Below are 26,407 nucleotides of genomic sequence, written 5' to 3' on the forward strand. Positions count from 1 at the left end.
GGATGGCCTCCTGTCAATATATTGTCCTTACATTTTTCCTAGCGGGTCTTCCGTGCCACTTCGCCCCTCACGCCCGCGGGAGCCGCCGGGCACTGAAGATCGGCCGGGGCATGGGGTCGGCGAACGCGTGGAGATGACCGACGAGGTAGAGCAGCCATCCGAGCGACCAGCACCACGCGGAGGCCGTCGTGAGGTCGACGAGGCGCAACACGGCGCTCACCATGAGGGCGCAGAACCCCGCGAGCGCCGCGAGCCGCACGTGGAGGCGTCCCTGCCCCCGCCGCGCCGGCGCCCGGGACGCGACGGCGACGACGAGCCCCGAGAGCGCACCGATCGTCAGGGTGTGCGACACGGTCGCGGCGGACAGCTCGATCACGCGCAGGCGCGAGAGGCTCCAGCAGATCAGCCCGACGGGGATCCACGAGAACGCGACGAGGGTCATCGTCGCGAGCGCGTCCAGACGGATCGCGCGCAGCGGCCACCGCGCCATGTGGGCGAGGAGCACGACCGCGGCGGCGAGTGCGGCGACCGCCGAGACCTCCCGCCACGGCGTGGTGACGATCGCGACACCGACGAGGACGAGGACGACCCGCCGCAGGACCGCGGACACGTGCACCTGCGGCCGCCCCGCCCGGTCGGCGGCGGTGTTGAGGAACGCCGGGACCATCCGTCCCCCGACCCCCGTGAGGAGCATCGTGAAGAGGAGGACGACCGCATCGGAGAGCGCTACGAACGGCTCCCGCGTCGCGACCGCGGCCGCGGCCGCGAGCCATCCCGAGGCAACGCCCGCGACGACGCAGAACACGACGAGCGAGGGCGGATAACCCCCGACCTGCGAGCGCGCCCGACCGGAGAGGTGCATCTCACGGCCGGTGAGGAACGCGATCCACCAGAACACCGCACCGACGCCGGACGCGAGGAGCCACACGGGCACCGTGCCCGCCGGAAGCACCATGAGGACCCGGGCGAGGACCCACAGGGCGGCGAGGACGACGACGGGTCGGCCCGACACCGGCGCCCGGCCCGTCCAGCTCGTGCAGGCCGTGGGCAGGTACCCGGCGAGGGCGCCACCTCCGATACCGAACACCATCTCGTGGACGTGCCACCCCAGGGTGGTGCCGGCGAGTCCGAAGACGTACCAGGCGGGGACGACGATCGCCGCCCACACCGCGAGGAGAGTGAAGAGTATCCGGTAGGACGCCGCCCACGGCCCCGTCGCCGGCCACGTGTTCGCCGTGCTTCCCACCGCCGCACCCCTCTTCCTCGCTACGAGCCCTCACGACGATGCCACGTCGCGGACACCACGGGCGGGAGGACACCTCGCACACACTCCACCCGGGGTCGTTCCGGTGCGGACACGACTCAGGGGCCGACCCTCGCGAGGAGGATCGACCCCAGATGGTCGGTGGAGCCTAGGGGACTCGAACCCCTAACCCCCTGCTTGCAAAGCAGGTGCGCTACCAATTGCGCCAAGGCCCCGTGCGGGTGAGGACCACCCGCGGTGCCGCCGGAACGTCGTCAGAACACTCCGACGGTGCGTCGCTCGTCGGTGTCGGGCGGTGCCGGGTCGGTGATCTGCGACCACAACGCCTGCTCGGCCCGACGTGCCTGCCACCGTCGACCGGCCACCGCGGCACCTGCCGCGGCGACGACGAAAGCGACGACCCGCTTCATGACCGGACTCCCAACGACCGACTGCGTCACCGGACGGCGACATCTTCGATGATAGCGGCTGCCCGGAGCGGGCCGAACCACCCTGAGCCACCACGACACTCGCGCCGCTCACCCTCGACGGGGCGCCCCGGACGCGCAGAAGGCCGGCCCTCCGAGGAGGACCGGCCTTGCGTCGCAGTGGGCCTAACAGGACTTGAACCTGTGGCCTCTTCCTTATCAGGGAAGCGCTCTAACCGTCTGAGCTATAGGCCCGCTGGGCGTCGCCCCGTCGAACGGATCGGTGTGGCGGCTCCCCACATTAGCGCACCGGGCGGGCGCCGACAAAACGACGTCGACACGACCGCCGGTGAGCGTCTCAGATGTCGGTGAAGGTCGAGGAGAAGCCCCCGACGAGCGCCGCACAGATGTTGTAGATGACGGCCGAGAGGGTGGCGATCGCCGTCATGAGGATGACGTTCGCGACGCCGAGCACGATCGCGAGGGAGAGCACCCGGCCGAAGCTGAGGATCTCGAGGACGTTGATCGAGCTGCCCTGGTTGGCCGACTGGGCAAGCTCGTTGAGCGTCGTGTTGATCGTCGAGAACACGCCCATGCCCTGCAGCATCATCCACAGCGCCGCGACGACGACGACCCCGGCGATCGCGACCGCCACGGAGAGCAGGAACGAGATCTTCATGACCGAGAACGGGTCGATGCGCGACAGGGTGAGCCGCACCTTGCGCGGTTCGTCGCCGCGGGTGACGGTGGGATGTGAGGCGGGACGTGTCTGCGTCGCCGTGGCGGTGCCGCTCGGGGCTGTGGCCCCGGCCGGACGCGCCGCCGTACCGCCCGCCGGCACCGACGTCTTCGCCGACGTGCCCCTCGAAGCCGGCGTGCCCTTCGTGGGCGGCGTCCCCTTCGACGAGTCCGCGGACCGCGCGGTCGAGGGGGTGGAGGGCCGGGTGCGGCCGGCGAAGGAGGCGGGCGTCTGCCCCGAGGACGACGGACGCGATGCGCCCGACCCTATGGGGCGACCTCCTGAGGTGCTCACTGCTGACCCTCCTCGTTCGACCCGTCCCGGTCACCGGAACCCTGCGTGGACGACGGTACTTCATCGTCCCCGGCCGGAGCGGCCTCGACGGCGCCGGCGTCGCGGGTGTCCGCCGCGTCGGACACCTGGGTCGAGGTCGTGCCGTCCGGCGCCTCGAGGGGGGCGCCGTCGGTCGCGTCGGCGACGGAGGCCACCGCCTCGGCGTCCATCTCCGGGTCGATCTCCTCCTCGTCGGCCGGCTCGGGGTTGCGGGCAACCCGCACGATGGCGTCGCCGCGGTCGGGCTTGGCGAACTGCACGCCCATCGTGTTGCGGCCGGTACGACGCACCTCGTCGACGCGGGAGCGGACGACCTTGCCCTTCTCCATGACGACCATGACCTCGTCGTTCTCCTCGACGGCGAGCGCGCCGACGAGATCGCCGCCGCGGTCGCTCAGGGCGGCGACCCGCACACCGAGACCGGCACGACCCTTGACGGGGTAGTCCGAGGCGGGCGTGCGCTTGGCGAGGCCGTTCTCGAAGACGACGAAGATGTCGGGGTCGTGTCCGTCGCGGACGAGGCACATCGACAACAGGTCGTCGCCGTCACGGAACTTCATGCCGGTGACACCGCTCGTGGCGCGCCCCATCGGGCGGAGGATGTCGTCGCTCGCGTGGAACCGGGCCGACTGCCCCTTGCGGGAGACGAGGAGCAGGTCGTCCTCGGCCGAGCAGATGCGGGCGGCGACGAGCTCGTCACCGTCGCGGAGGTTGATCGCGATGAGGCCGCCGCTGCGGGGGGAGTCGAACTCGGCGAGGCGGGTCTTCTTGACGAGACCGCCACGCGTGCCGAGGACGAGGTAAGGCGCGGCGTCGTAGTCCTCGATGGCGAGGACGCCCGCGATGTGTTCGTCGGGCTGGAACGCCATGAGATTCGCGACGTGCTGGCCGCGGCTGTCGCGTCCGCCCTCGGGCAGCTCGTATCCCTTCGCGCGGTAGACGCGACCGAGGTTGGTGAAGAACAACAACCAGTGGTGCGTCGTCGTGACGAAGAACTGCTCGACGATGTCGTCGCCGCGCAGCGAGGCCCCACGCACACCCTTGCCGCCGCGACGCTGGGAGCGATACTCCTCCACGCGGGTGCGCTTGGCGTATCCGCCACGGGTGATCGTGACGACGACGGGCTCCTTGGGGATGAGATCCTCCATCGCGACCTCGCCGTCGTAGGGGACGACCTCGGTACGACGCTCGTCGCCGTACCGGTCGACGATGTCGGTGAGCTCCTCGCTGACGATCGCGCGCTGACGCTCGGGCTTGGCGAGGATGTCCTGGTAGTCGAGGATCTGCGCCTCGAGGGCGTCGTGGTCGTCGATGATGCGCTGCCGCTCGAGCGCGGCGAGACGACGCAGCTGCATGTCGAGGATCGCCGTCGCCTGGATCTCGTCGACACCGAGGAGCTCCATGAGGCCGCTGCGTGCCTGCTCGGCCGACGGGCTACGGCGGATGAGAGCAATGACCTCGTCGAGCGCGTCGAGGGCCTTGAGCAGACCCCGCAGGATGTGGATCTCCTTCTCGGCCTTCGCGAGACGGAACTCGGTGCGGCGGCGGATGACCTCGATCTGGTGGTCGACCCAGTACCGCACGAACGCGCTGATCGGCAGGGTGCGCGGCACGTCGTCGACGAGGGCGATCATGTTCGCGCCGTAGCTCGTCTGGAGCGCCGTGTGCTTGTAGAGGTTGTTGAGGACGACCTTCGCGACGGCGTCGCGCTTGAGGACGATGACGAGCCGTTGGCCGGTGCGGCCGGAGGTCTCGTCGTTGATGTCGGCGATGCCGGCGAGACGCCCCTCCTTGGCGAGCTCGGCGATCTTGCGCGCGAGGGTGTCCGGGTTGACCTGGTAGGGCAGCTCCGTGACGACGAGACAGGTGCGGCCCTTGAGCTCCTCGACCTCGACCCGCGCCCGCATGACGATCGAGCCACGCCCGGTGCGGTACGCCTCCTCGATGCCCTTGCGGCCCATGATGAGACCGGCGGTGGGGAAGTCGGGGCCCTTGATGATCCGCAGGCACGCCTCGAGACGCTCCTCGCGGGACGCGTCCGGGTTGGCGAGCATCCACTGGGCCGCCTCGGCGACCTCCCGCAGGTTGTGCGGCGGGATCTGCGTCGCCATGCCGACGGCGATACCGGCCGACCCGTTGACGAGGAGGTTCGGGAACCGGGAGGGCAGCACGACGGGCTCGAGGTTCTTGCCGTCGTAGTTGTCCTTCATGTCGACGGTGCCCTCGCGGATGTCGCGCACCATCTCCATGGCGAGCGGCATCATGCGGCACTCGGTGTACCGGCTCGCCGCCGCACCGTCGTCGCCGGCGTTGCCGAAGTTGCCCTGTCCGTCGATGAGGGGGTACCGCATGTTCCACGGCTGGACGAGACGCACGAGGGCGTCGTAGATCGCCGAGTCGCCGTGCGGGTGGTACTGCGCCATGACGTCACCGACGACGCGGGCGCACTTGTTGTAGCCGCGCTCCGGGCGGAAGCCGCCGTCGTACATCGCGTACACGATGCGCCGGTGCACCGGCTTGAGGCCGTCGCGCACGTCGGGCAGCGCCCGGCTCACGATGACGCTCATCGCGTACTCGATGTAGCTGCGCTGCATCTCCGCGTTGAGGTCGACCGGCTCGATCCGGTCGGTCATCGGGGTCATGTCGGTCACGAAAGGCGTCCTTCGTCGAGGAGGAGGGGGTGCGGGAGGCGGGCGCGGCGATCAGGCATCGAGGAAGCGCACATCCCGGGCGTTCCGCTGGATGAACGACCGTCGCGACTCGACGTCCTCACCCATGAGCACGGAGAAGATCTCGTCGGCGGCCGCGGCGTCGTCGAGGGTGACCTGGAGGAGGATCCGGTGGTCGGGGTCCATCGTCGTCTCCCACAGCTCGTGGGCGTTCATCTCGCCCAGACCCTTGTACCGCTGGATGCCGCCGTCCTTCGGCAGTCGCCAGCCCTGCGCCTGACCGGCCGCGAGCCTCTCGTCCCGCTCCCGGTCGGAGAACACGAACTCGTGGTCGTGGTTGCTCCACTTGATGCGGTAGAGCGGCGGCTGGGCGAGATAGACATATCCCGCCTCGATGAGCGGCCGCATGAACCGGAACAGCAGCGTGAGCAGCAGCGTGCGGATGTGCATGCCGTCGACGTCGGCGTCGGCCATGAGGATGATCTTGTGGTACCGGGCCTTGTCGATGTCGAAGTCCTCGCCCACGCCGGTACCGAAGCCGCTGATGAGGGCCTGGACCTCGAGGTTGGCGAGCACCTTGTCGATGCGGGCCTTCTCGACGTTGAGGATCTTGCCGCGGATCGGGAGGATCGCCTGGTTGAACGGGTTGCGGCCGTCCTTCGCGGAACCACCGGCCGAGTCGCCCTCGACGATGTAGATCTCGCTGACGCTCGGGTCCTTGGACTGGCAGTCGCGAAGCTTGCCGGGCAGGCCACCGGACTCCATGAGGCCCTTGCGGCGCGTCGCCTCACGGGCCTTGCGGGCCGCCATGCGGGCGGCGGCGGCGTTGATCGCCTTGCGGACGATCTCCTTGCCCTGCACCGGGTGGGCGTCGAACCAGTCGCCGAGCTCCTCGGTGACGGCGCCCTGCACGAACCCCTTGACCTCGGAGTTGCCGAGCTTCGTCTTCGTCTGCCCCTCGAACTGGGGCTCGCCGAGCTTGACCGAGACGACGGCGGTGAGACCCTCGCGGATGTCGTCGCCCGTGAGGTTCTCGTCCTTCTCCTTGAGGAGGTTCTGCTTGCGGGCGAACTCGTTGATCAACCGGGTGAGCGCCGCACGGAAGCCCTCCTCGTGGGTGCCGCCCTCGTGGGTGTTGATCGTGTTCGCGTACGTGTGGACCGACTCGGAGTACGCCGTCGTCCACTGCATCGCGATCTCGAGCGACAGCGCACGCTTCGCGTCCTCGAGCTCGAAGTCGATGATCTCCTCGTGCACCGTGTCGTTGCGCTTGCTCGCGTTGAGGTGCGCGACGTAGTCGACGAGGCCGCCGTCGTAGCGGTAGACGACCTGGCGCCCCTTGGCCCTGCCCTCGTCGTCGGTGGCGACCTTGCCGATGCGGGCCTCGTCGGCCGCGGCCTCGGCGTCGGAGACCGCCGCGTCGTCACCGGCCGTCTCGGCGCCGATACCGGTGCCGACGGCCTTGGCGGCGTCGGCCTCGGCGTTGTCCTCCAGCTCGTCCTCGGCGTGCGCGACGGCCGGCTCGCGCTCGTCCGTGAGGGAGATCGTCAGTCCCTTGTTGAGGAACGCCATCTGCTGGAACCGGGCGCGGATCGTCTCGAAGTCGTACGTGACCGACTCGAAGATCTCCGGGTCGGCCCAGAACGTGATCGTCGTGCCCGTCTCGTCGGCCTCCTCCATGCGCTCGAGGGGAGCGACGGCGTTGCCGTGGTCGAACTCCATCCGCCACGCGTGGCCGAGCTGCCGGATCTCGGCGACGAGTCGCGTCGAGAGGGCGTTGACGACGGACGAACCGACGCCGTGGAGACCGCCGGACACCTTGTAGCCGCCGCCACCGAACTTGCCGCCCGCGTGCAGCTGGGTGAGGACGAGTTCGACGGTGCTCATGCCGTAGTGCTCGTTCATGCCGGTCGGGATGCCGCGGCCGTTGTCGCTGACACGCACCCCGCCGTCTGCGAGGAGGGTCACCTTGACGTGGGTCGCGTAGCCGGCGAGGGCCTCGTCGACGGAGTTGTCGACGATCTCCCACACCAGGTGATGCAGGCCGCGCTCACCGGTCGAGCCGATGTACATGCCCGGCCGCTTGCGCACCGCCTCGAGGCCCTCGAGGACCTGGATCGCGGTGGCGTCGTAGACCGGTGCCTCTGTCGTCGCCGGGCTGGGCGTCACGCTCGTCTCGGGGGAGGTCGAGTCGGGAGCCTCCTGCCCGGGCACGTGAGCATCCTCGTTCGAAGGCGGTGTCGACACGCTTCTCCTCGTCGCCGGTGGTCGGCCGGACCGCACTGCCCCCGGGGGCGAACCGGCGGTGATGCCGGGCAGGTGGGGATCGTCACGGCGCGAACTGGTGGGATTGACGGTTCAGTCTACCGTCTCGTGGGGTGTGACACGCCCAGTAGGCCACCGAGGCGCCGGCGAGAGCCGCGAACCCCTGGTTCGGGTGACCGGGTACGTGCCCGCACCCGACCACACGCCTGCGGGCCGGAGAGGAACGGGCACCGGCGGTGTCACCCGTACGTGTCGCGAGGCCCCTGCCCACGGGCCCGCCGCGGCCCCCGACTCCACGACGGAGCCGCAGGTCCGGTGATACGGAGTTCGGAGACGACACCCGGCCCCGCCTCCGTCGCACAGCGGGCGAGGATCGCCGGGACCATGAGTCGCAACTGCGTCGCCCACGCGGTCGAGTCGGCCCGCACGGTGAGGACCCCGTCCTCGAACGTCACCGGCCGGCAGTGACGGGCGATGTCGAGACCGACGATGACGTCCCACCGCCCCATGACCGACCCGGCGGCGACGTCGATCTTCCAGCCCCGGTCGAGGAGCAGGTGGTCGAGCTGGTCCCCGAGCGGTTGCGGGTCACGCGCGTCGTTCGAGGTGCCGCTGAACACGGCCCCCGTACGTCGACGGCGCCGAGGCGCCGGCCGGGAACCGGGCCGCAGACCCTTCGCCCGCGCCGCCTCCCGCGCCCGCGCCAGCGCCGCTGCGGCGGCCTGGGCGAGGACGTCCTCGTCGAGCTCCGCCCCGGGGTCGCCCCCGTGCTCCGCGGTGGGTGTCGAGTCCCGGACCGATGCGTCGACCGCAGAAGCCCCGCGACCCGCCACCTCATCCGTGGCCTCGGCGGTCCGGCCGGGCATGACACGCAGGTGCGCGCGGCCCGCAGGACGCCGCGTCGCGGCCGACGGGGCGGCCTCGTCCACGCCCGGGACGTCCGTGTCCGCCCCCTCCCCGGCGGGCACGTCCGACGCCGGCGTGGACCTCCCCGAACCCGGCCTGCGCCTCATCGCGCGTCCTCGTCGTCTGGGCGGTGTTCGTGGTCCTCGTGCCCTTCGCGATGTGCGGCCCCCGTGGTCGACGCATCGTCCGCGACGTCCCGTCCCACCGCACCGGTGCCGACCGTCGGGTCGCCACCGCCCGCCGTCACATCCTCCGGTTCGCCTGTCGGTTCGCCCGTCGACACGTCGGTCGACGCCTCGGTCCGTGGGCCGACGAGTGAGTCGGCCGGGGGAGCCGCGGGCCTCTCCTCGTCCCGGTCGAACGCGTCGAGGTCGAGGGACGGGTGGCCATCGAGGCCGGGCACGGAGGAGAGTCCGACCTCGACGTGCCCGGGACGGACGCCGAACCGGGCGCCGCGGAGGGCCTCGGGGACGTCGTCGCCGACGGCCGCCGTGATGAGCACCTGTTCGCCGTCGGCGACGAGCCCGGCGAGGCGGGTGCGACGGCGGGCGTCGAGCTCGGCGAAGACGTCGTCGAGGATGAGCACCGGGTCGTCGCCGAGGTCGTGCCGCAGGAGGTGGTAGGCGGCGAGCTTGAGCGCGAGCGCGAACGACCACGACTCCCCGTGGGAGGCGTACCCCTTCGCCGGGAGGTCGCCGAGGGAGAGGACGAGGTCGTCGCGGTGGGGGCCGACGAGACTCACCCCGCGGTCGAGTTCGTTGCCCCGGCGGGCGTGCATCGCCGCGAGGAGGAGGTCGCGCAGCTCCTCGGGGGTGAACACCTCACCGTCCTCGACGGCCGCGGCCGCCTCCCCCTCGAGGGAGGAGCGGTAAGTCGTGCGGGCCTCACCGACCGCGGCGCTCACCTCCTGGTACGCCTCCCGAAGGAGCGGACGCAGGTCGCGCAGCAGGCGGAGCCGGGCGTAGAGGAGCTGCCCGCCGACGAGCGCGAGGTGGTCGTCCCACACCTCGAGCGTCTCGGGGGTGGGTGCGGGTTCGTGACCGCGTCGCCTCGACCCGCGGGCGGGCGAGGCCGCGCGGAGCAGGGCGTTGCGCTGCCTGAGGATCTTGTCGTAGTCGCTGCGGACGCCCGCCCATCGCGGCTGCCGGGAGACGAGGAGGTCGTCGAGGAACCGCCGACGGTCACCGGGATCGCCCTTGACGAGGGCGAGGTCCTCCGGCGCGAAGAGCACCGTGCGCAGCGTGCCGAGCACCTCACGCGGGCGCAGGGCCGTCCGGTTGAGTCGTGCCCGGTTCGCCCGACCGGGCACGATCTCGAGCTCGACGAGGGTCTCCCGGCCGTCGCGGACGACGGCACCGCGCACGATCGCCCGCTCGGCCCCGTGCCGCACGAGCGGCGCGTCCTGCGCGACTCGGTGGGACGAGAGGGAGGCGAGGTATCCCACCGCCTCCACGAGGTTCGTCTTGCCGACCCCGTTGAGGCCGACGAGCGTGCTCACGCCCGGCTCCAGCGCCACCTCCGCGGAGGGGTAGCTGCGGAAGTCACCGAGGCTGAGATGACGCAGGTACACGCAGGACCTCCCACGCCACGGGCGAGCCGTGACGCGTCGTTCGGCGCCGGATCAGCTGGGAAGCCGGACCGGCATGAGCACGTAGCGGTAGGACAGGTCGGCCTCGCCGTCGAGCTCCGCCTGCCCCGAGATGACCGCCGGGCGACTGCTCTGCGTGAACGCGAGACGCGCGAACGTCGTCCCGAGCGCGTGGAGGCCGTCGAGGAGGTAGTGCGGGTTGAACGCGATCTCGAGCTCCGGGCCCGTGAGGCGGCACTCGACGGCCTCGCTCGCCTGGGCGTCGTCACCGGTGCCGGCGTCGATCGCGACCTGACCGTCGATGAACCGCAGTCGCACGGGCGTGTTGCGCTCGGCGACGAGCGAGACGCGCTTGACGGCCTCGACGAGCGCGGCCGTGTCGACGACCGCCTCGGAGTCCACCGAGCTCGGCGGAATCGAGGAGACCTTGGGGTACTCCCCGTCGAGGAGACGTGTCGTCGTACGGCGCTGACCGGCCTCGAAGCCGATGAGGCCGTCGCCGCCGGCGGCGCCGCCGAGGGCGACCTCGACGGACGCGGAGGCGCCGAGCGCCCTCGCCGTGTCGGAGAGCGTGCGTGCCGGGACGAGGACGACGGTCTCGATGGAGGGATCCGTCGGGTTCCACGTGAGGTCCCGCATGGCGAGCCGGTAGCGGTCGGTGGCGAGGAGGGAGATCTTCTCGCCGGAGACCTCCATGCGGACACCGGTGAGGATCGGGAGGGTGTCGCTGCGATCGGCCGCGACACTCACCTGCGCGACGGCCTGGGTGAAGACGTCCCCGGCGATCGTGCCGCTCGGCTCCGGCGACGTCGGCAGCGTCGGGTACTCCTCCCCGGGCATCTGCAGGAGGCTGAACCGGCTGGAGCCGCACGTGAGCTGGACCTTGTTGCCCTCGGTCGTCACGTCGATGGGCCGGTTGGGCAGGTTGCGGGAGATGTCCGCGAGGAGACGTCCGAGGACGAGCACACGGCCCCCCTCGGTGACGTCGGCCGCCACGGTGATGCGGGCGGACACCTCGTAGTCGAAGGCCGACAGCGTGAGGGTGCCGGCCTCGTCGGCCTCGAGGAGGACACCGGCGAGCACCGGGACGGGCGGACGCGCGGGAAGACCGCGGGCCGTCCACGTCACGGCCTCGGCCAGCACGTCGCGATCGACTCGGAACTTCAACGCCCCACCGCCTTGTCGTCGGGGTGGACCCCTGCGGGCACCCTCGTGGTCTGTCGACGACCGTCGGTCGTGACACGCGCGGGACGTCGTGCATCCCTGCCGTGGAGCCCACCCGGGTGGCGGAGTCGATCACGCAGACAGTCGAGGCCGACTCTAGTCGCCCGGCACCGACGGGCCAATCCGCGCTCCGTCGACACGCGGGTGCGTGAGGGCGCGCCGGGGGGCGTGCGGGCCGACCCGACGACGTCTTCCGAACGGGGCCTTCGAGGCAGGGGCGGCCGGCGGGCCGGAAAGCGTCGGTGGGGGCGTGCCCTCGTTGCGTGAACCCGCCCGACGGGCTTCGGCAGCGATCGGCAGAGGGTCCCGAGGAGCCTCGAGCGCCGAGACCGCTGCAACCTCCTCGATGTCGGGTTTCCGACAAGGACTTCTCTTGGGCCTCAACGGGATTGATGCCGTCAACGACTCAGGTCGGGGCTCTCCCGGCCGATGAGGGGCGCGAGGATCCCTGCCTTGTGGATCCACACCGTACGTGGGGCGGAATGGACCGGGACAGATGTTCTCGTCGTGGCCGTCGGTGGTGTGGATCCTGTGGATTGTCCTCGTTCGTGCTGGTCAGACGGCTTTTCTCGATGTGGAGACGTCGTGGACGGTGCCGGTGGACGAATCGACCTCTCTGTGGACGGAGATCCCTCGTCCACATGAGGGCCGGGTTCTCCACCGGTAGTCCACAGGAACGAGCGGGACGTTTCCGCAGGACGGCCCGCCGTCACCCACAAGGGCCTGTGGACAACGGTTCTCCACAGGGTTATCCCCAGCTGTGGAGGCATCGCTGCACGTCAGTGGCTCGTTCCTGGTCCATCGTCCGAGTCGGACGACCTTTCTCCACAGCTGTGGACGGCGATGTGGACAGATGTCCTGAATCTCTTTGAGATCGAGCCGAACTCCTGATCGCCCGGGTGGAGCCGTGTGGGCCCCCGGGGAGGCACCCCCGACGAGACGCGGGCGAGCCGCTGCGGACGCCGCTCCGCGGGGACGCGAAGAGGGCGCGTGCGGCCCCGTCGAGCCGAGAGTTCTCCCCAGGAAAGACGCCCGGACGAGGCGCCGGTGGAGACGTCGACGGGGGCGAGACGGGGGCGAGACGGGGTGGACGTCCCACTACATTCCGTCGCTCTTCTCGTGTCCCCCCGCCACGACCCGGTCGCACGGCGCCCACTGCCTCACGTGAACGAGGGACGAGCCGCCGCCCCGAAGGCGACGTCGAGGTGGTGCCGTTCCTGGGCGTCGACCGCCGGGGGCAGGGCATGACGACCGCACCGACGAGCACCTCGCCGGTGCGGTGACCGAGAGACGACGGCGCGGCGTGCGTGGACGCCGACGGGTCAGGAGGCCTGCGAGCGGATCCGTGTCGTGAGCTCGGTGACCTGGTTGTAGACGGAGCGTCGTTCGGCCATGAGCTGCCGGATCTTGCGGTCGGCGTGCATCACCGTCGTGTGGTCGCGGCCGCCGAACTGCTGCCCGATCTTCGGCAGCGACAGCTCCGTGAGCTCACGACACAGGTACATCGCGATCTGACGTGCCGTGACGAGTCCGCGAGAGCGCGACGACCCGCAGAGGTCGTCGATCGACAGTCCGAAGTACGCGGCCGTCTGCCCCATGATCATGCTCGCCGTGATCTGACTGCTCTCCTTGTCGGGGATGAGGTCCTTGAGGACGATCTCGGCGAGGCTCAACTCGACGGGCTGCCGGTTGAGGTTGGCGAACGCCGTGACACGGATGAGCGCACCCTCGAGCTCGCGAATGTTCGTCGAGATGCGGCTCGCGATGAACTCCATCACCTCGTCCGGGAGAGAGAGGTGCTCCTGCACGGCCTTCTTGCGGAGGATCGCGATGCGCGTCTCGAGGTCCGGCGGCTGCACGTCGGTGAGAAGGCCCCACTCGAACCGGCTCCGCATCCGCTCCTCGAAGCCCGACAACTGCTTCGGCGGGACGTCGGAGGTGATGACGACCTGCTTGTTGCTGTTGTGCAGGGTGTTGAACGTGTGGAAGAACTCCTCCTGCGTCTGCATCTTGCCCTGCAGGAACTGGATGTCGTCGATGAGGAGGACGTCCATCTCGCGGTAACGACGCTGGAAGCTCGCCGCCTTGTCGTCGCGGATGCTGTTGATGAAGTCGTTCGTGAACTCTTCCGAGTTCACGTACTTGACCTTGACATGCGGATACAGGTTGCGGGCGTAATGGCCGATCGCGTGGAGCAGGTGCGTCTTGCCCAGGCCGGAGTCGCCATAGACGAACAGCGGGTTGTACGCCTTCGCGGGGGCCTCGGCGACGGCGACGGCCGCGGCGTGCGCGAACCGGTTGCTCGCCCCGATGACGAACGTGTCGAACGTGTATTTGGGGTTGAGCTGGGAGGACTCCTCGCGCCGACCCGTGGGAGCGGGCCGGGGCAGACGCTCGCCCACCGGCGCCGCGGCCGGCGGTGCCGGCTCCGCGGCGGGCGCGGCCTCACCGTGCCCCTCATCGGCCTTGGCGCGGTCGATGTCCGGGTACCCCTCGAGAACGGGCTGCTCGGCGGCCGCGAACTGCTCGCGGAGCGAGGCATCGACGGTGACCGCGAGACGCACCTCGTGACCCACCTGGTCGGTGAGCGCCCGCACGAGTCGATCGCGGGCGCGGGACTCGACGATCTCCTTGGTGAAGTCGTCGGGCACGGCGATGAGTGCCGTGGTGTCAAGGACCCCCACGAGGGTGGCCTGGCGGAGGAACGCGCGCTGCGGCGCGGGGATGCCGGCCTGGTCGAGCGCCCGGAGGGTCGCACCCCAGATGCGACCCGGTTCGGAGGGGGTGGTGGAGGACTCTCCGGAGACGGACATGGGCCCCAGACTACGCACTCGCCAGGATGAGGAACCCGCCCGGGACGATACTTGTCCACAGAGATATGCACAGGATGTGGACATATCCCGGTACGTCACGCGGCGTGTCTCACGCCCGTGGAAACCGGGATCGAACCTCTGTCGATACGTCTCGGTCGAGGCTTGCCTGCACGTGCGCCCGGGACGAGCGCACTGGACGAACAGTCGACGAGGAGATGTCGACACCGTAACAACCGCGTTCGGCGCGCCGCAAGCGCGTCGGGAAGAGTGTTGCGATATAGGGGGATCCGTCCCGACATGCCTGATCCGGCCAGCACGTCGACGGGTGTCCGACGGGTGTCCGACGGGTGAACCCGGCCGTGAGACCACCGACGCAGGCACCTCGGCGGCGTCGTCGGCTCCCCTCCACGGACCCAGGGGGCGCGTGGGACCCATGGACCCATGCGCCCCACGGACGGCGCCGGTCGACCGATCCGAGTGGCGCGAACCGTTCGTCCTGCCCTGCGGCGTGCCTTCGCCCCTTTCCGGTCCCCACCGCCGCTGCGCGGGTACGTCGTCCGGCCGGCGCGCCCTCGTCCGGGGCGCACCCCGGTTTGACCCCGGCGCCCGCCGCTGCGTACCGTTGACCTCTGGCCCGTCCACGGGCCCTTCCTCATGCCCCCGCGTGCGCGCGGAGCTGTGCGAGGGGGTCCCGTCCGTTTCTCGTCGCTCGCCGTTCCGGATCCGATCCGGGGCGCGTCCCGGGCGTCGACCTTCCCGCCCACCGCGCGAGCCCTCGCGCAGTAACGGAGAGCATCGTGAGCAAGCGCACCTTCCAGCCGAACAACCGTCGCCGCGCCAAGACGCACGGCTTCCGCCTGCGCATGTCGACGCGCGCCGGGCGTTCCATCATCGCTTCGCGTCGTCTCAAGGGCCGCAAGAAGCTCACGGCCTGACGTCGGCGATGCTGCCGGCCCCACACCGCCTTCGGCGTCGCGAGGAGTTCGCACGCGCCGTCCGCGGCCGCCGGAGCGGCAGCAGGCTCGTCGTCGTCCACGTGCGCGCCTCGCAGCCCACCGTGCCCCAGTGCAGGGTGGGCTTCGTCGTGTCCAAGGCCGTCGGCAACGCCGTCACGCGCAACCGCGTGAAGCGCCGGCTCCGCGCCATCACCGCCGACCTCCTCCCCCGCCTGCCGGAGGGCCACGACCTCGTCGTGCGCGCCAACCCGGCGGCGGCCGATGCGAGCTATGCCGCCCTCGAGGGGGATCTCACGCGTCTCGTGGACAAGGCCGTCGGCGCCGCCGTGAGCGGCGCTGCGGGGCGAGATGACTGAGCAGGACACCCCCGGCCGCCCCGCCGCCCGTGACGGCCATGACGGCCAGGACGGCCGACGGTGGGTGAGAGCACCGTTCCTTGCCGCCGTGCGGTTCTACCAGGTGTTCATCTCCCCGCTGACTCCTCCGAGCTGCCGGTTCTACCCGAGCTGCTCGGCCTACACCTTCACCGCCATCGAACGCTTCGGCCCGATCCGCGGCATCTGGCTCGGCGGCCGACGGCTGCTCCGCTGCCACCCCTGGAACCCCGGAGGCGTCGACCTCGTTCCCCAGCGGGGCGAGGACGGTCGCCCCGTGCGGAACAATGGGGCCGCCGACCATGCGGAGATGCACACGTACGTCCGCAGCACACCGGCCACCGGCAGCGGCCACGAACCGCGCACCGACGACACGAGCGGGCACTGACCGTTCGTCCGCGGCGCTCACGCGCCTGAGGAAGGAAGACATGGAACGAGGTTTCTGGGGCACCCTGCTGTGGCCGCTCGAATGGGCGGTCGAGTGGGTCCTCGTCGGATTCCACAGCCTGAACACGGCCCTCGGGATGCCCGCGGCCTCCGGCTGGAACTGGGCCCTCGCCATCGCGGGTCTCGTCGTCGTCGTGCGGATCCTGCTCATCCCGCTGTTCGTCAAGCAGATCCAGTCCTCCCGGCGGATGCAGCTCATCCAGCCGGAGCTGCAGAAGATCCAGAAGAAGTACAAGGGCAAGAAGGATCCCGAGTCCCAGCAGGCCATGACGGCCGAGACGATGGACCTGTACAAGCGGACGGGCACCAACCCGTTCAGTTCGTGCATGCCGATCCTCATCCAGATGCCGATCTTCTTCGCCCTCTTCAAGGTGCTCAACGGGCTCGGCAAGGTCGCCTCCGGTCAGCTCGAGCCCGCCGGCCCCCTCGGCCGGGAGATCGCCCACCAGGCCAACAGCTCCACGCTCTTCGGTGCCCCCCTGTCGGCGACGTTCATGACCTCGGGGGATCTGAACACGAAGATCCTCACGATCGTCCTCATCGCCCTCATGTCGGTGACGACGTTCACGACGCAGCATCAGCTCATGCGGCGCAACATGCCGGAGTCCGCGCTGGACAACCCGTTCGCGCAGCAGCAGAAGATCATGCTGTACATGTTCCCGATCATCTTCGCCGTCTCTGGTGTGAACTTCCCGATCGGTGTCCTCATCTACTGGCTCATCACCAACCTCTGGACGATGGGGCAGCAGTTCTACGTCATCAGCCGCATGCCCGCCCCGGGATCGCCCGCCGAGAAGGCCCTCGAGGAGCGCCGCCGCCGCCGCGGCAAGGAGCACCGCGCCTTCACCGTTCCCGGTCTGCACCACGCGGACGGTGAGTCCGACGCGTCCGAGACCACCGGTTCCGGTGCCACGGCGGTCGGCGACGGCCCCGTCCGCACGAACGGCGCGCCCACGACCACGCCGGTCCGCCGCTCGGGCCAGCGACAGCAGCCCCAGAAGCGCCGCCGCAAGCGCTGAGCGCCCCTCCGCCTCGTTCCCCGTCCCCCACAGGAGCCCGACATGACCGACGACGCCGTCGCCCCCGAGACCACCCCCGACGAGACGTCCCGAGCCGAGGCGGACGCCTCCACCGAGAACGCGCCCGCGGCCAAGGCCCGCCCCTCGCGTACCGCCCAGCTGGAGCGTGAGGGCGAGGTCGCCGCCGACTTCCTCGAGCGTCTGCTCGACATCGCCGACCTCGACGGCGACCTCGACGTCGACATCGACGGTGACCGCGCGGTCGTCGCCATCGTCGACTCCGAGGAGGGACGCGTGCCCCGTCGGCTCGTCGGTCCCGAGGGCCGAGTCCTCGAGGCGCTCCAGGAGGTCACCCGCCTCGCCGTGCAGACGGCGACGGGGGAGCACTCCCGCCTCATGCTCGACGTCGCCGGCCACCGCGCCGAGCGCCGCCGCGCGGTCGTCGAGATCGCTCGCGAGGCCGTCGCCGCCTGCAAGGAGTCCGGCGAACCGCAGCCCCTCGAGCCGATGTCGGCGTTCGAACGCAAGGTCGCCCACGACGAGGTCCTCCGCCTCGGTCTGCATTCGGAGTCCGACGGCGTCGAGCCGCGTCGTCACGTCGTCGTCCACCCGGCCTGAGGCACTTGTCGATGGTGACGTCGGGAACCCCGCCGACCGGGCACGCGGCGGAACAGGACGGTCGCGAGGACGACCGTGCCGTGCCCGCCGGGGGCGGCTCCGCCAGGGATGTCCCCGAGGCGCCGGCCTCCGCGCGAACGGTCTTCGGGGACCGGCTCCACGTCGCGACGCGCTACGTCGAGCTCCTCGCCCACACCGGCGTCTCCCACGGCCTCATCGGCCCGCGCGAGGTGCCGAGGCTCTGGGAGAGGCACGTCCTCAACTGTGCCGTCGTCGCCGAACTCGTACCCGCCGGGGCGACGGTCGTCGACGTGGGGTCCGGTGCGGGACTCCCCGGTCTCGCCATCGCCGCCGCGAGGCCGGACCTCCGGATCCATCTCGTCGAGCCGATGGCGCGCCGGAGCGACTGGCTCTCCGTCGCGGTCGACGAACTCGGCCTCACCGGTGTCGAGGTGCACCGCGGCCGCGCGGAGGAGGTCGACGTCGTGGGTGACGTCGTCACGGCACGAGCCGTCTCGAAACTCGCCACCCTCGCCCCATGGATGGCTCCCCTCGCCCACGAAGGTGGCCTCATGCTCGCTCTCAAGGGCTCGTCCGCCGCGGACGAGCTCGCGCGTGACCGTGCCGCCGCCGGTAACGCCGGCTGGGGCGGCCTCGAGGTCGTCCACGTCGGTGGCGAGTTCCTCGACACCCCCACGACCGTGATCCGCGGAACCCGTACCTCGCCGCGACGGGGCCGCGGCAAGCGGTCCCGCCGCTGACCCGCCCGCCCGGCGCAGACGCGACGCCGTCCGCGCCTCGCGAGCGAGGCTGTGATCGGGGGGCGTCCAGGTCAGCGCGGTACCGCTCCTCACAGTGTGATGTCGGGGTGACGCGCTTTGCTCTCCTGCGTGTGGCGCGGTCCTTGGTGCGTGGATCGGCGGGGTTTCGTCCAGCGCTCTTCTGAACTGACGGTGCTCGCCATCTCATCGTCGCGGACGACCCCGTCGAGATGGGCCTGGGCGGCGAGATCGAGACGTTCGTCGCCGATACAGGGCGTCGGTGCAGGGTGTACCTGCGGCTGCCGCCCGGCGGTCGTCCGTGATGGGTGACGACGTGCCACGGACCGTGCGCGGAGAACGAGACGCCACCCCTCCCTCACGGGTGACGCGGACCGCGCCCCGGTCATCCCGGCGGCATGGGTGATCCCATCGTGTGGTGGTGAACCGCGGTGCCGCAGGAGTCACCGTCGTGACCGTCCGAGGCCTGTGTCCATCTCGCCGGCGATGCCCTCCCCGACGCGGGAATCCGGTGGCTGGAGAGTAGGCCATCGCGGTCGTGGCCGCGCCGGGTGTCCGATGCCGCTCCCGACCACCGCCGGAGGAATGAGGATGCCCGAAGCGTTCACGTGCGGCGGTACGACCTCTACCCGCCGCAGGGAGCTCTCCCGGTGTGCGAATCTCACGGCCGGGTGATGCCCTCCCCCCTGCGCACCCAGGAGTATCGGACGCATCCGTAGTGCCCCTTCTCCTGCCTTCCGGCTGCTGGGCGCTGGTCGGCCGAGCTCTCGGGAGCGGATTGCCTCGTTGCTCGGCACGCCCTGCGAAGACCCCTGCCCTTGCCGTGCATCCGCGAGCCCGTGCGTGCGCGGCATGTGCGGGGCGATCGTCACCACCGGGTGATATGCCGACCCCGGCTGCAGCGGCGCCACCGGAGCGGCCAGGGCGTGGCCCCGCGTGCGCCGAGACGGGCAACACCCCGCTCGTGGACCGATGTCTCGGACGGACGGTCGAGCGACTACCGTGGGACGTCAGTCGACGAGCCGAAAGGATGACGGGTGCCCCACGGAATGAATGCCCTCGGATGGCCCGGACGTGACCACGTGCGTCCGACCTCAGCCCTCGGGTGGCCCGTCGCCGGTGCGGAGGATGCGCTTCCGGTACGCCATGTTCCACGTGAAACGACATCACACGACGTCCCTCTTGGTGATGCACGTGCCATGGACGCCGTGGGTGGACCCGACGGCGGTGTAGGCGACCCCGACGATGCCTCGGCCCTGGTCTCCGGGTCGCCCCTCTCGGTGACGGCGTCGACCGAGGACACCGCACGCGCCACGGCGGTGATGCCCGAGTCGGGACGGGTGACCGATGACAGGCAGGACCGACCGGGGCCGGAGGAGGACGTCCCCACCCCGATCGCGCCGACCTCTCGGGAACAGGACTCCGACGACGGAACGGGAGAAAGGACGTCCGTCGGCTCGACCGGCGCCGCCGACGACACGGGGGTGTCGCGTGAGACCGAGACTCCCCGGTCCGACCCGGCAGGAGGATCGGCCGTCGCTGCCGAGACGGCCCGAAAGGCCGAAGTGAAGGACACCGGTGCGCCCCGGCTCCCCACACCTCCCGGCGCGCCCTTCCCGCGACCTGAGCAAACGCGCGTCTTCACCATCGCCAACCAGAAGGGGGGCGTGGGAAAGACGACGACTGCCGTCAACCTCGCCGCGGCCCTCGCTGCCGGCGGGTCCAGGGTCCTCGTCATCGACACCGACCCGCAGGGCAATGCGAGCACCGCTCTCGGCGTCGATCACCGCGCCGGGGTCGCGAGCGTCTACGACGTGCTCGTCGAGGACGCCCCCGTCGCCGAGGTGGTGCACCAGTGTCCGGACATCCCGGGCCTCACCTGTGTCCCCGCGACGATCGACCTCGCGGGTGCGGAGATCGAACTTGTTTCGTTCGTCGCCCGGGAGATGCGCCTCCGGCGCGCCGTCGACGCGTACCTGGCGGATGTCGACGATCCTCCGGACTACATCCTCATCGACTGCCCTCCGAGCCTCGGACTGCTGACCATCAACGCGTTCGTCGCGGGCCATGAGGTCCTCATTCCGATTCAGTGCGAGTACTACGCCCTCGAGGGGCTGTCGATGCTGCTGCGCAACATCGACATGATCCGTCGACACCTCAACCCTGAGCTGCGTCTCTCGACGATCCTGCTGACGATGTACGACGGCCGGACCCGTCTGTCGTCCCAGGTGGCCGACGAGGTGCGGAATCACTTCCCGAACGAGGTGCTGCGTGCGACCGTGCCGCGCTCGGTGCGCGTGTCGGAGGCTCCCAGTCACGGCCAGACGGTGATCTCGTACGACCCGGCGAGTACGGGAGCCCTCGCCTACTGTCGCGCGGCGGCGGAACTCGCCACCCGCCATTCGGAGGCAACCCATGGGAGGAACGCAGAATGACGGAACGTAGGCGAGGACTCGGCCGAGGTCTGGGTGCGCTCATCCCCGACGGGCCGACACGCACCGATCGTCCGCACGACATGTTCTTCGCGGAGACTGTTTCACGTGAATCATCGGGGTCCACGTTCGGCTCGCCCGACGGGGAGGCGCGCCGCGCGGCGTCTGTCACCGAGGAGCTGTCACTCCCGACGGGACTCACACCGGTGCCCGGGGCGCAGTTCGCCCACGTGCCCCTCGAGCGGATCGTCCCGAACTCCCGGCAGCCCCGCGAGGTCTTCGACGAGGACGACCTCGCAGAACTCGTCGATTCCATCCGCGAGATCGGCGTCCTCCAGCCGATCGTCGTGCGACCCACCACCGACGACGCGTCGTCGAGCGAACCGCAGTACGAACTCGTCATGGGTGAGCGGCGTTGGCGGGCGAGCCGCGAGGCCGGTCTCGACGTCGTCCCGGCGATCATCCGGTCGACGAACGACACGGACATGCTGCGCGATGCGCTCCTCGAGAACCTGCATCGGAGCCAGCTCAACCCCCTCGAGGAGGCTGCGGCCTACCAGCAGCTCCTCGAGGACTTCGAATGTACGCACGAGGAGCTAGCCACGAGGCTCGCCCGGTCGCGTCCGCAGATCACGAACACTCTCCGCCTCCTCCGGCTGCCGCCCCTTGTCGGTCGCCGCGTCGCGGCAGGTGTGCTTACGGCGGGTCACGCCCGGGCCTTGCTCGGGCTGGAGGACCCCGCGGCGATGGAGCGGCTCGCGCAGCGCATCGTCGCCGAAGGACTCTCGGTCCGCAGTGTCGAGGAGATCGTCGCGATGGGCGAGGCAGGAGCCCCGGCGAAGCCACGGGCCGCTCGGCCGGCGATCGCTCACCCCGAACTCGATCGTGTCGCGGACTCGCTGTCCGACCGTCTGGACACGAGGGTCTCCATCAACATGGGCCGCAAGCGAGGGAAGCTCACGGTCGAGTTCGCGTCGGTCGATGACCTTCACCGCATCCTGGACGTGCTCGGCGCCGATACGGAGACCGAGTCGCGGTAACCGTTCCACGTGAAACATGACGAAGCCCGGTCCCCATGCAGGGGGCCGGGCTTCGACGTTCTACGGGGACTTTCAGCCGATGAAGGGCTCGAGTTCACGCAGAAGCTTCGGCTTGGGCTGAGCGCCGACGATGCTCTTGACGAGCTCACCGCCCTGGTAGACGTTGAGGGCCGGAATGCCGGTGATGCCGTAGCGGGCCGTCGTCTGGGGGTTCTCGTCGGTGTTGAGCTTGACGATCGTGAGCTTGTCGCCGTGCTCCGTCGCGATCTCCTCGAGGACGGGCGCGACGGCCTTGCAGGGTCCACACCAGGGGGCCCAGAAGTCGACGAGCACGGGGCCGTCGTGCTTGAGGACGTCCTGGTCGAAAGTGGCGTCGGTGGTGGTGGCGATGGAAGCCATGGGGGAATCCTTTCGAATGCGGTTGGGTCGATCGTACGCAGGCAGCGGGCGACACCGCGGAGCGGGGCGCATCGGCGTCGTGCGAATGTCAGGGGCGAGGAGCAGGCGCCTCGGCGTCGAGGTCTGCGAGGTAACGCTCTGTGTCGAGCGCAGCGGCACATCCGCTTCCGGCCGCGGTGATGGCCTGGCGGTAGCTGTGGTCGACGAGGTCGCCGCAGGCGAAGACGCCGGGCAGGTTAGTCCGGGAGGTGCGCCCGTCGACGAGGACGTATCCCTCGGCGTCGAGGCGCACCTGGTCACGGACGAGTTCGCTGCGGGGGTCGTGGCCGATCGCGACGAACAGACCGGTGATGTCGAGCTCGCGGGTCTCGCCGGTGATCGTGTCCGTGAGGGTCACGCCCGTGACCTTGTCCTCGCCGTGGATGGCGCTCACGGCGGAGTTGAAGGCGAACGAGATCTTGGGGTCGTCCATCGCCCGCTGGGCCATGATCTTGCTCGCCCGGAGTTCCTCCCGACGGTGGATGATCGTCACCGACCGCGCGAAACGGGAGAGGAACGTCGCCTCCTCCATGGCGGAGTCCCCGCCTCCGACGACGGCGATGTCCTGATCACGGAAGAAGAAACCGTCACACGTGGCACACCACGAGACTCCGTGTCCCGAGAGGCGCTTCTCGTTCTCGACGCCCAACTCGCGGTAGGCGGATCCCATCGCGAGGATCGCGGTGCGGCTGCGGTAGGTGCGGCCCGATCCGTCGACGAACGTCTTGATCTGGCCGTCGAGGCTCATCTCGACGACGTCGTCCGCGACCAGCGTCGCGCCGAAGCGTTCGGCCTGCGTGCGCATGTTGTCCATGAGGTCGGGACCCATGATGCCCTCGGGGAACCCGGGGAAGTTCTCGACCTCGGTCGTGTTGATGAGCGCGCCTCCGGCGGTGACCGAACCGGTGATGACGACCGGAGCCAGGCCGGCGCGCGCGGCGTAGATGGCCGCGGTGTAGCCGGCGGGGCCGGAACCGACGACGACGACCTCGTGGAGATCGTCGTCGGACGCTGCCTGCGGGGCGGAGGTGGACTCGGTGGTCACGGATGGTCCCTTCGTGTGTCGGCGACCCGGGGTGCTGACGGGTCGAGGTCTCGTCAAGTGAACCATCGGTGAAGCCGGGATGTTCCGCCCGGCCCGCGTCACGGGACGGCGAGGGGACCGGCGAGAGGCCTGGTGGCGGACGCCCCACACGCCGGCGGCCGGACCACGACGGTACGTCCCGTCCCGGGGAGTTCCGGTACGTCGCCCGAGGCGGGCGGGGCGGGGTCGGCAGGGTCCAGGAGCGGGGTGGAGGGAGCCGTCGGGTCGCCGAGGAGGACGAGGGCGGGTCGCCCCTCGTACGTCGCGACGTCGACGAACGCCTGCCGCGGAGAGAGACCGGACGCGGCGAGGCACCGTGCGATCGCGTCCCGAGACGGGACGCGGGGGGCGGGGTCGGTGGACGCGACGTCGGGCATCCGGCCGTCGGAGACGGCGTCGACCTGCCCGGCGAGGGTGCGTGGCCGATAGTCCGTCCCGCTGGTGACGACGGTGAGTCCGGCCAGAGCGTCCCTCCCGGCGTCCGTCCCCGTGACCAGGTCCGGCTCGGTGCCGACCCCCGGGTCGGCGAGGGTCATCGGGGGGAGTGCGTCCACGCTCCCCGAGGCCTCGATCGAGGTCCCGTCATCGCTCCCCTCTCCTCCGAGGGCACCCCAGGCGGCCTGTGCCTGGTGGACGACGACGTCGTCGTCGACGTGCAGGCCGACGGCAGCGAGCACCCCGCCCACCGCGAGGACGCCCGCGGCGGTCGCCCCGAGGACGGCCGTTCGGCGCCGCGGCCGTGCGGTGGCCGGGTCGAAGCGGTGGGCGAGCCCGGCGGAGGCGTGATGCTCCTCGGCGATGCTGCGGGAGATGCGCGCGGCGAGGTCCTCGGGAACGGTCGCGGGCGTGGACATGCCCGCGAGGAGGCGCCTGAGCTCGGGATCGTCGTCCTCGGAGCCGTGCCGGCGCAGACCCATGTCCTCCACCACCCCTCGCTGGTTCATGCGGGCGTGGCCCGCGTCGTCGTTCCCTTCATCGACGAGTGGTGCCACCGTGAAGTTCCCGCCGCGGGGACTCGCCGGAGGTGCCGCCTCGACGGATCCTGGACGGCCCCCTGCATGGGTGACGAGATCGGTGGCGTCTCCACTGCCGTGACACGACGCAGCACGTGGTCGCCGTCACGGGCCCGGGTCGCCCTTGCAGGAACCCGGGTTCTCGCGCTCGAGGCGGAGAGGGCCGGCGTGAGCCGGGTTCCCTCGCGTGGGGACGTCGAGGGATCAGCGCGCGACGATCTCCGAGACGATGGCGCGGTACTTGCCGTCGTCCTGCTCGGCGGCCTTGGTCACCCAGACGATGACGTACCTCGCGTCGCTGCGGGCGTCCTCGGGGACGTCTGCCTGCTGCTCGCCCGTGGCGTCGGTGAATTCGCCGATCTTCGTGGCGGAGTCGATGGAACGGGAGGAGCCGACGTAGACGGTGGCGTCCTGCGGGGTGTCGCCGAGGGTCACCGTGACGGTGGTCGGTTCGGCGTCGCGCGGGAGTTTCGCCGCGACGCCCACGCCCGACTTCTGGCCCTGGTAGTCGGCGTTCTTGTAGCCCTCGGACTGCCAGAACGTGTCGGCGTCGCCGTCCGTCGCCTTGTGCACGCCGCCGTCGTTCTCCGAGTCGTCGCCCTCTGGGTCGAGCGCCCGTACGCCGGTGAACTCGATCGGGCCGACATCGGTGGAGGTCGAGGGGGAGGCGGAGGCCGACGGGCCGGTGGTGGACGTGCCCGGCCCACGCGTGGCGCTGGTCGACGGTGCGGGCGCGACGGCCTGGGACATGTCCTGGACCGCTCCACGAAGGGACACGGCCGCGAACACGGCGGCGAGGAGCATGGCGCCGGCGACGACGCCGATGACCGCCTTGGCGTAGCGACCCTCGCGCTCGAGGGGTGCGGCCACGAGGGGTGTGGGGGGTTCGAGGGGGCCGGTGGACGTGTCGAGTGCCTCGGGGACGTCGAGGAAGCCCGGGTCGCGGCGGCGCGCGGCGATCTCGCGGCGTTCCTCGGCCGCCTGGGCGGCCTTGTCGTGAGCGCGCTGCTCGCGGTGGCTGGGCTTGCGGGGCACGTTCCGCGGGGGGCGGGGGGTGGCGGCAGGCGTGGCAGCTGCACCGGCCCCGCCACTCGTCGCGGCGGCCCGGTCGGCGGCGCCCGCACGGATGCGCGGGATCTCCTCGGTGGGAGCCGCAACGGGCTTGGGGGCGACGTGCCGGACGAGGGTGTGCGACCAGGGCCCGAGGCGCTGGGCGAGCTCACCGGGGGTGCGTGGCGCGCCGGAGCGCGTGAACGCCTCGCGGCAGAGGTCGTCGAGGTCGGCCGGGACGGCGACGGCCAGCTCCGACGGAGCGGCGACGACGCCGGCGACACGGGGCGCCGCTTCGAGTCCGGGCACCGTCGTGCGGAGCGGCCACCGCGTCGTCATCGCGGCGTAGAGCAGGGCGATCGTGCCGAGCGCGTCGATGCGCTGCGCCTCGGCATGGTCGGGGACGGTCGTCCCCTCGACGGCCGCGGCGGTGGAGAGCCCGGCGATCTTGATGAGGCCGGCCTTGGTGCGACGGACCGCGTGCGGGGTGAGGTGGAGGTGGTGCAGGCCGGAGCGGGCGGCGACGTCGAGAGCCGTGGCGACCTCACCGACGATCCGGCGGGCCTCCTCGGGAGGGAGCGGCCCGTCGGCGAGGAGCTCGGCGAGGCTCGTAGAGTCGGCGAGGGACTCCTCGATGACCCAGGCGACGTCACCGCGGGAGCCGACGTCGAGGACGCGGACGAGTCGGTGGTCGTTGACGGCCGCGGTGGCGCGTGCGGCCTCGAGGAGGGGCTCCGCGTGCGGATCGGAGACGGGCAGCACCGTGACGGAGACCTCACGGCCGAGGGTGCTGTCGGTCGCAGCCCACACCTCGATGGCACCGAGCGTGGCGCGGCGTTGGCGCAGGGCATACCGGCTCGCGAGGAGACGACCGGTTCCGACCCCCTGCACGGGCACTCCCCTCTCCGAAGGCTTCTGTCGAGGCGGGCCTGCCGGACTGGCGAGTTCC

At 70.7% G+C, this 26,407-nt stretch carries 21 protein-coding genes and 2 tRNA genes; 8 read left to right on the top strand and 15 right to left on the bottom strand.

Annotated features, from left to right (window positions below):
• Nucleotides 1–67: 67 nt before the first annotated feature.
• The 11 genes from MOPEL_RS09720 to dnaA all read right to left on the bottom strand — a co-directional run bounded on the left by MOPEL_RS09720 (nucleotide 68) and on the right by dnaA (nucleotide 14,208).
• Nucleotides 68–1,246, bottom strand: coding sequence for an NnrS family protein (locus MOPEL_RS09720; RefSeq protein ID WP_009482726.1), 1,179 nt, complete (start codon nucleotides 1,244–1,246; stop codon nucleotides 68–70).
• A 160-nt stretch (nucleotides 1,247–1,406) separates the two neighbouring features.
• Nucleotides 1,407–1,479: transfer RNA gene (locus MOPEL_RS09725), tRNA-Ala, on the bottom strand.
• A 39-nt stretch (nucleotides 1,480–1,518) separates the two neighbouring features.
• The gene (locus MOPEL_RS17715; protein WP_169316299.1) at nucleotides 1,519–1,674 is read right to left on the bottom strand and encodes a DLW-39 family protein; all 156 of its coding nucleotides are present in this window, start codon (nucleotides 1,672–1,674) and stop codon (nucleotides 1,519–1,521) included.
• A 178-nt stretch (nucleotides 1,675–1,852) separates the two neighbouring features.
• Nucleotides 1,853–1,926, bottom strand: a tRNA-Ile gene (locus tag MOPEL_RS09730).
• A gap of 103 nt (nucleotides 1,927–2,029) precedes the next feature.
• Nucleotides 2,030–2,389 carry a DUF3566 domain-containing protein gene (locus tag MOPEL_RS09735; RefSeq protein ID WP_245544756.1) on the bottom strand — a complete coding sequence of 120 codons (360 nt, stop codon included), beginning with the start codon at nucleotides 2,387–2,389 and terminating at the stop codon, nucleotides 2,030–2,032.
• A 311-nt stretch (nucleotides 2,390–2,700) separates the two neighbouring features.
• Nucleotides 2,701–5,385, bottom strand: a complete 2,685-nt coding sequence (gene gyrA, locus MOPEL_RS09740; protein WP_083841821.1) for a DNA gyrase subunit A — start codon at nucleotides 5,383–5,385, stop codon at nucleotides 2,701–2,703.
• 60 nt (nucleotides 5,386–5,445) lie between these two features.
• Nucleotides 5,446–7,626: a DNA topoisomerase (ATP-hydrolyzing) subunit B gene (gene gyrB / locus MOPEL_RS09745; RefSeq protein WP_009482730.1), complete on the bottom strand. Its 2,181-nt coding sequence runs from the start codon at nucleotides 7,624–7,626 to the stop codon at nucleotides 5,446–5,448.
• Between the two features lie 290 nt (nucleotides 7,627–7,916).
• On the bottom strand, nucleotides 7,917–8,606 hold the full coding sequence (locus MOPEL_RS09750; protein WP_306305772.1) for a DciA family protein: 690 nt from the start codon (nucleotides 8,604–8,606) through the stop codon (nucleotides 7,917–7,919).
• 80 nt (nucleotides 8,607–8,686) lie between these two features.
• On the bottom strand, nucleotides 8,687–10,153 hold the full coding sequence (gene recF, locus MOPEL_RS09755; RefSeq protein ID WP_009482732.1) for a DNA replication/repair protein RecF: 1,467 nt from the start codon (nucleotides 10,151–10,153) through the stop codon (nucleotides 8,687–8,689).
• A gap of 51 nt (nucleotides 10,154–10,204) precedes the next feature.
• Complete coding sequence (gene dnaN, locus MOPEL_RS09760) at nucleotides 10,205–11,338, bottom strand: DNA polymerase III subunit beta (protein ID WP_009482733.1); 1,134 nt, start codon at nucleotides 11,336–11,338, stop codon at nucleotides 10,205–10,207.
• A 1,379-nt stretch (nucleotides 11,339–12,717) separates the two neighbouring features.
• A complete protein-coding gene (gene dnaA, locus MOPEL_RS09765) occupies nucleotides 12,718–14,208 on the bottom strand; it encodes a chromosomal replication initiator protein DnaA (protein WP_009482734.1) in 1,491 nt (496 codons plus the stop codon).
• 797 nt (nucleotides 14,209–15,005) lie between these two features.
• On the opposite strand from dnaA, the gene rpmH reads away from it, so the two are divergent.
• The 8 genes from rpmH to MOPEL_RS09805 all read left to right on the top strand — a co-directional run bounded on the left by rpmH (nucleotide 15,006) and on the right by MOPEL_RS09805 (nucleotide 21,873).
• Nucleotides 15,006–15,143: a 50S ribosomal protein L34 gene (gene rpmH / locus MOPEL_RS09770; protein WP_009482735.1), complete on the top strand. Its 138-nt coding sequence runs from the start codon at nucleotides 15,006–15,008 to the stop codon at nucleotides 15,141–15,143.
• A gap of 8 nt (nucleotides 15,144–15,151) precedes the next feature.
• Nucleotides 15,152–15,520, top strand: a complete 369-nt coding sequence (rnpA, locus tag MOPEL_RS09775) for a ribonuclease P protein component (protein ID WP_009482736.1) — start codon at nucleotides 15,152–15,154, stop codon at nucleotides 15,518–15,520.
• Nucleotides 15,513–15,926, top strand: a complete 414-nt coding sequence (gene yidD / locus MOPEL_RS16700) for a membrane protein insertion efficiency factor YidD (RefSeq protein WP_009482737.1) — start codon at nucleotides 15,513–15,515, stop codon at nucleotides 15,924–15,926. The genes rnpA and yidD overlap by 8 nt, the downstream gene beginning before the upstream one ends.
• A 40-nt stretch (nucleotides 15,927–15,966) precedes the next feature.
• Entirely contained in the window at nucleotides 15,967–17,004 is a 1,038-nt protein-coding gene (yidC, locus tag MOPEL_RS09785; protein WP_009482738.1) for a membrane protein insertase YidC, read from the top strand.
• 42 nt (nucleotides 17,005–17,046) lie between these two features.
• Complete coding sequence (locus tag MOPEL_RS09790) at nucleotides 17,047–17,622, top strand: Jag family protein (RefSeq protein WP_009482739.1); 576 nt, start codon at nucleotides 17,047–17,049, stop codon at nucleotides 17,620–17,622.
• Nucleotides 17,623–17,633: 11 nt separating this feature from the next.
• Nucleotides 17,634–18,383 (top strand): 16S rRNA (guanine(527)-N(7))-methyltransferase RsmG, encoded by a 750-nt coding sequence (gene rsmG, locus MOPEL_RS09795; protein ID WP_141631282.1) that lies wholly within the window; start codon nucleotides 17,634–17,636, stop codon nucleotides 18,381–18,383.
• 1,583 nt (nucleotides 18,384–19,966) lie between these two features.
• Nucleotides 19,967–20,836, top strand: coding sequence for a ParA family protein (locus MOPEL_RS09800; protein ID WP_281023915.1), 870 nt, complete (start codon nucleotides 19,967–19,969; stop codon nucleotides 20,834–20,836).
• On the top strand, nucleotides 20,833–21,873 hold the full coding sequence (locus MOPEL_RS09805) for a ParB/RepB/Spo0J family partition protein (protein ID WP_009482742.1): 1,041 nt from the start codon (nucleotides 20,833–20,835) through the stop codon (nucleotides 21,871–21,873). The genes MOPEL_RS09800 and MOPEL_RS09805 overlap by 4 nt, the downstream gene beginning before the upstream one ends.
• A gap of 72 nt (nucleotides 21,874–21,945) precedes the next feature.
• On the opposite strand, the gene trxA is transcribed toward MOPEL_RS09805, so the two are convergent.
• From trxA to MOPEL_RS09825, 4 genes are all read right to left on the bottom strand, one after another.
• Nucleotides 21,946–22,272 carry a thioredoxin gene (gene trxA / locus MOPEL_RS09810; RefSeq protein WP_009482743.1) on the bottom strand — a complete coding sequence of 109 codons (327 nt, stop codon included), beginning with the start codon at nucleotides 22,270–22,272 and terminating at the stop codon, nucleotides 21,946–21,948.
• An 88-nt stretch (nucleotides 22,273–22,360) separates the two neighbouring features.
• Nucleotides 22,361–23,356 carry a thioredoxin-disulfide reductase gene (gene trxB, locus MOPEL_RS09815; protein WP_040633870.1) on the bottom strand — a complete coding sequence of 332 codons (996 nt, stop codon included), beginning with the start codon at nucleotides 23,354–23,356 and terminating at the stop codon, nucleotides 22,361–22,363.
• A 98-nt stretch (nucleotides 23,357–23,454) separates the two neighbouring features.
• On the bottom strand, nucleotides 23,455–24,387 hold the full coding sequence (locus MOPEL_RS09820; RefSeq protein ID WP_009482745.1) for a hypothetical protein: 933 nt from the start codon (nucleotides 24,385–24,387) through the stop codon (nucleotides 23,455–23,457).
• A 225-nt stretch (nucleotides 24,388–24,612) separates the two neighbouring features.
• Nucleotides 24,613–26,349, bottom strand: coding sequence for a protein kinase family protein (locus tag MOPEL_RS09825; protein WP_141631283.1), 1,737 nt, complete (start codon nucleotides 26,347–26,349; stop codon nucleotides 24,613–24,615).
• Nucleotides 26,350–26,407: the final 58 nt, after the last annotated feature.

Source organism: Mobilicoccus pelagius NBRC 104925, from assembly GCF_000247995.1.
In the GTDB taxonomy this organism is placed as follows: domain Bacteria; phylum Actinomycetota; class Actinomycetes; order Actinomycetales; family Dermatophilaceae; genus Mobilicoccus; species Mobilicoccus pelagius.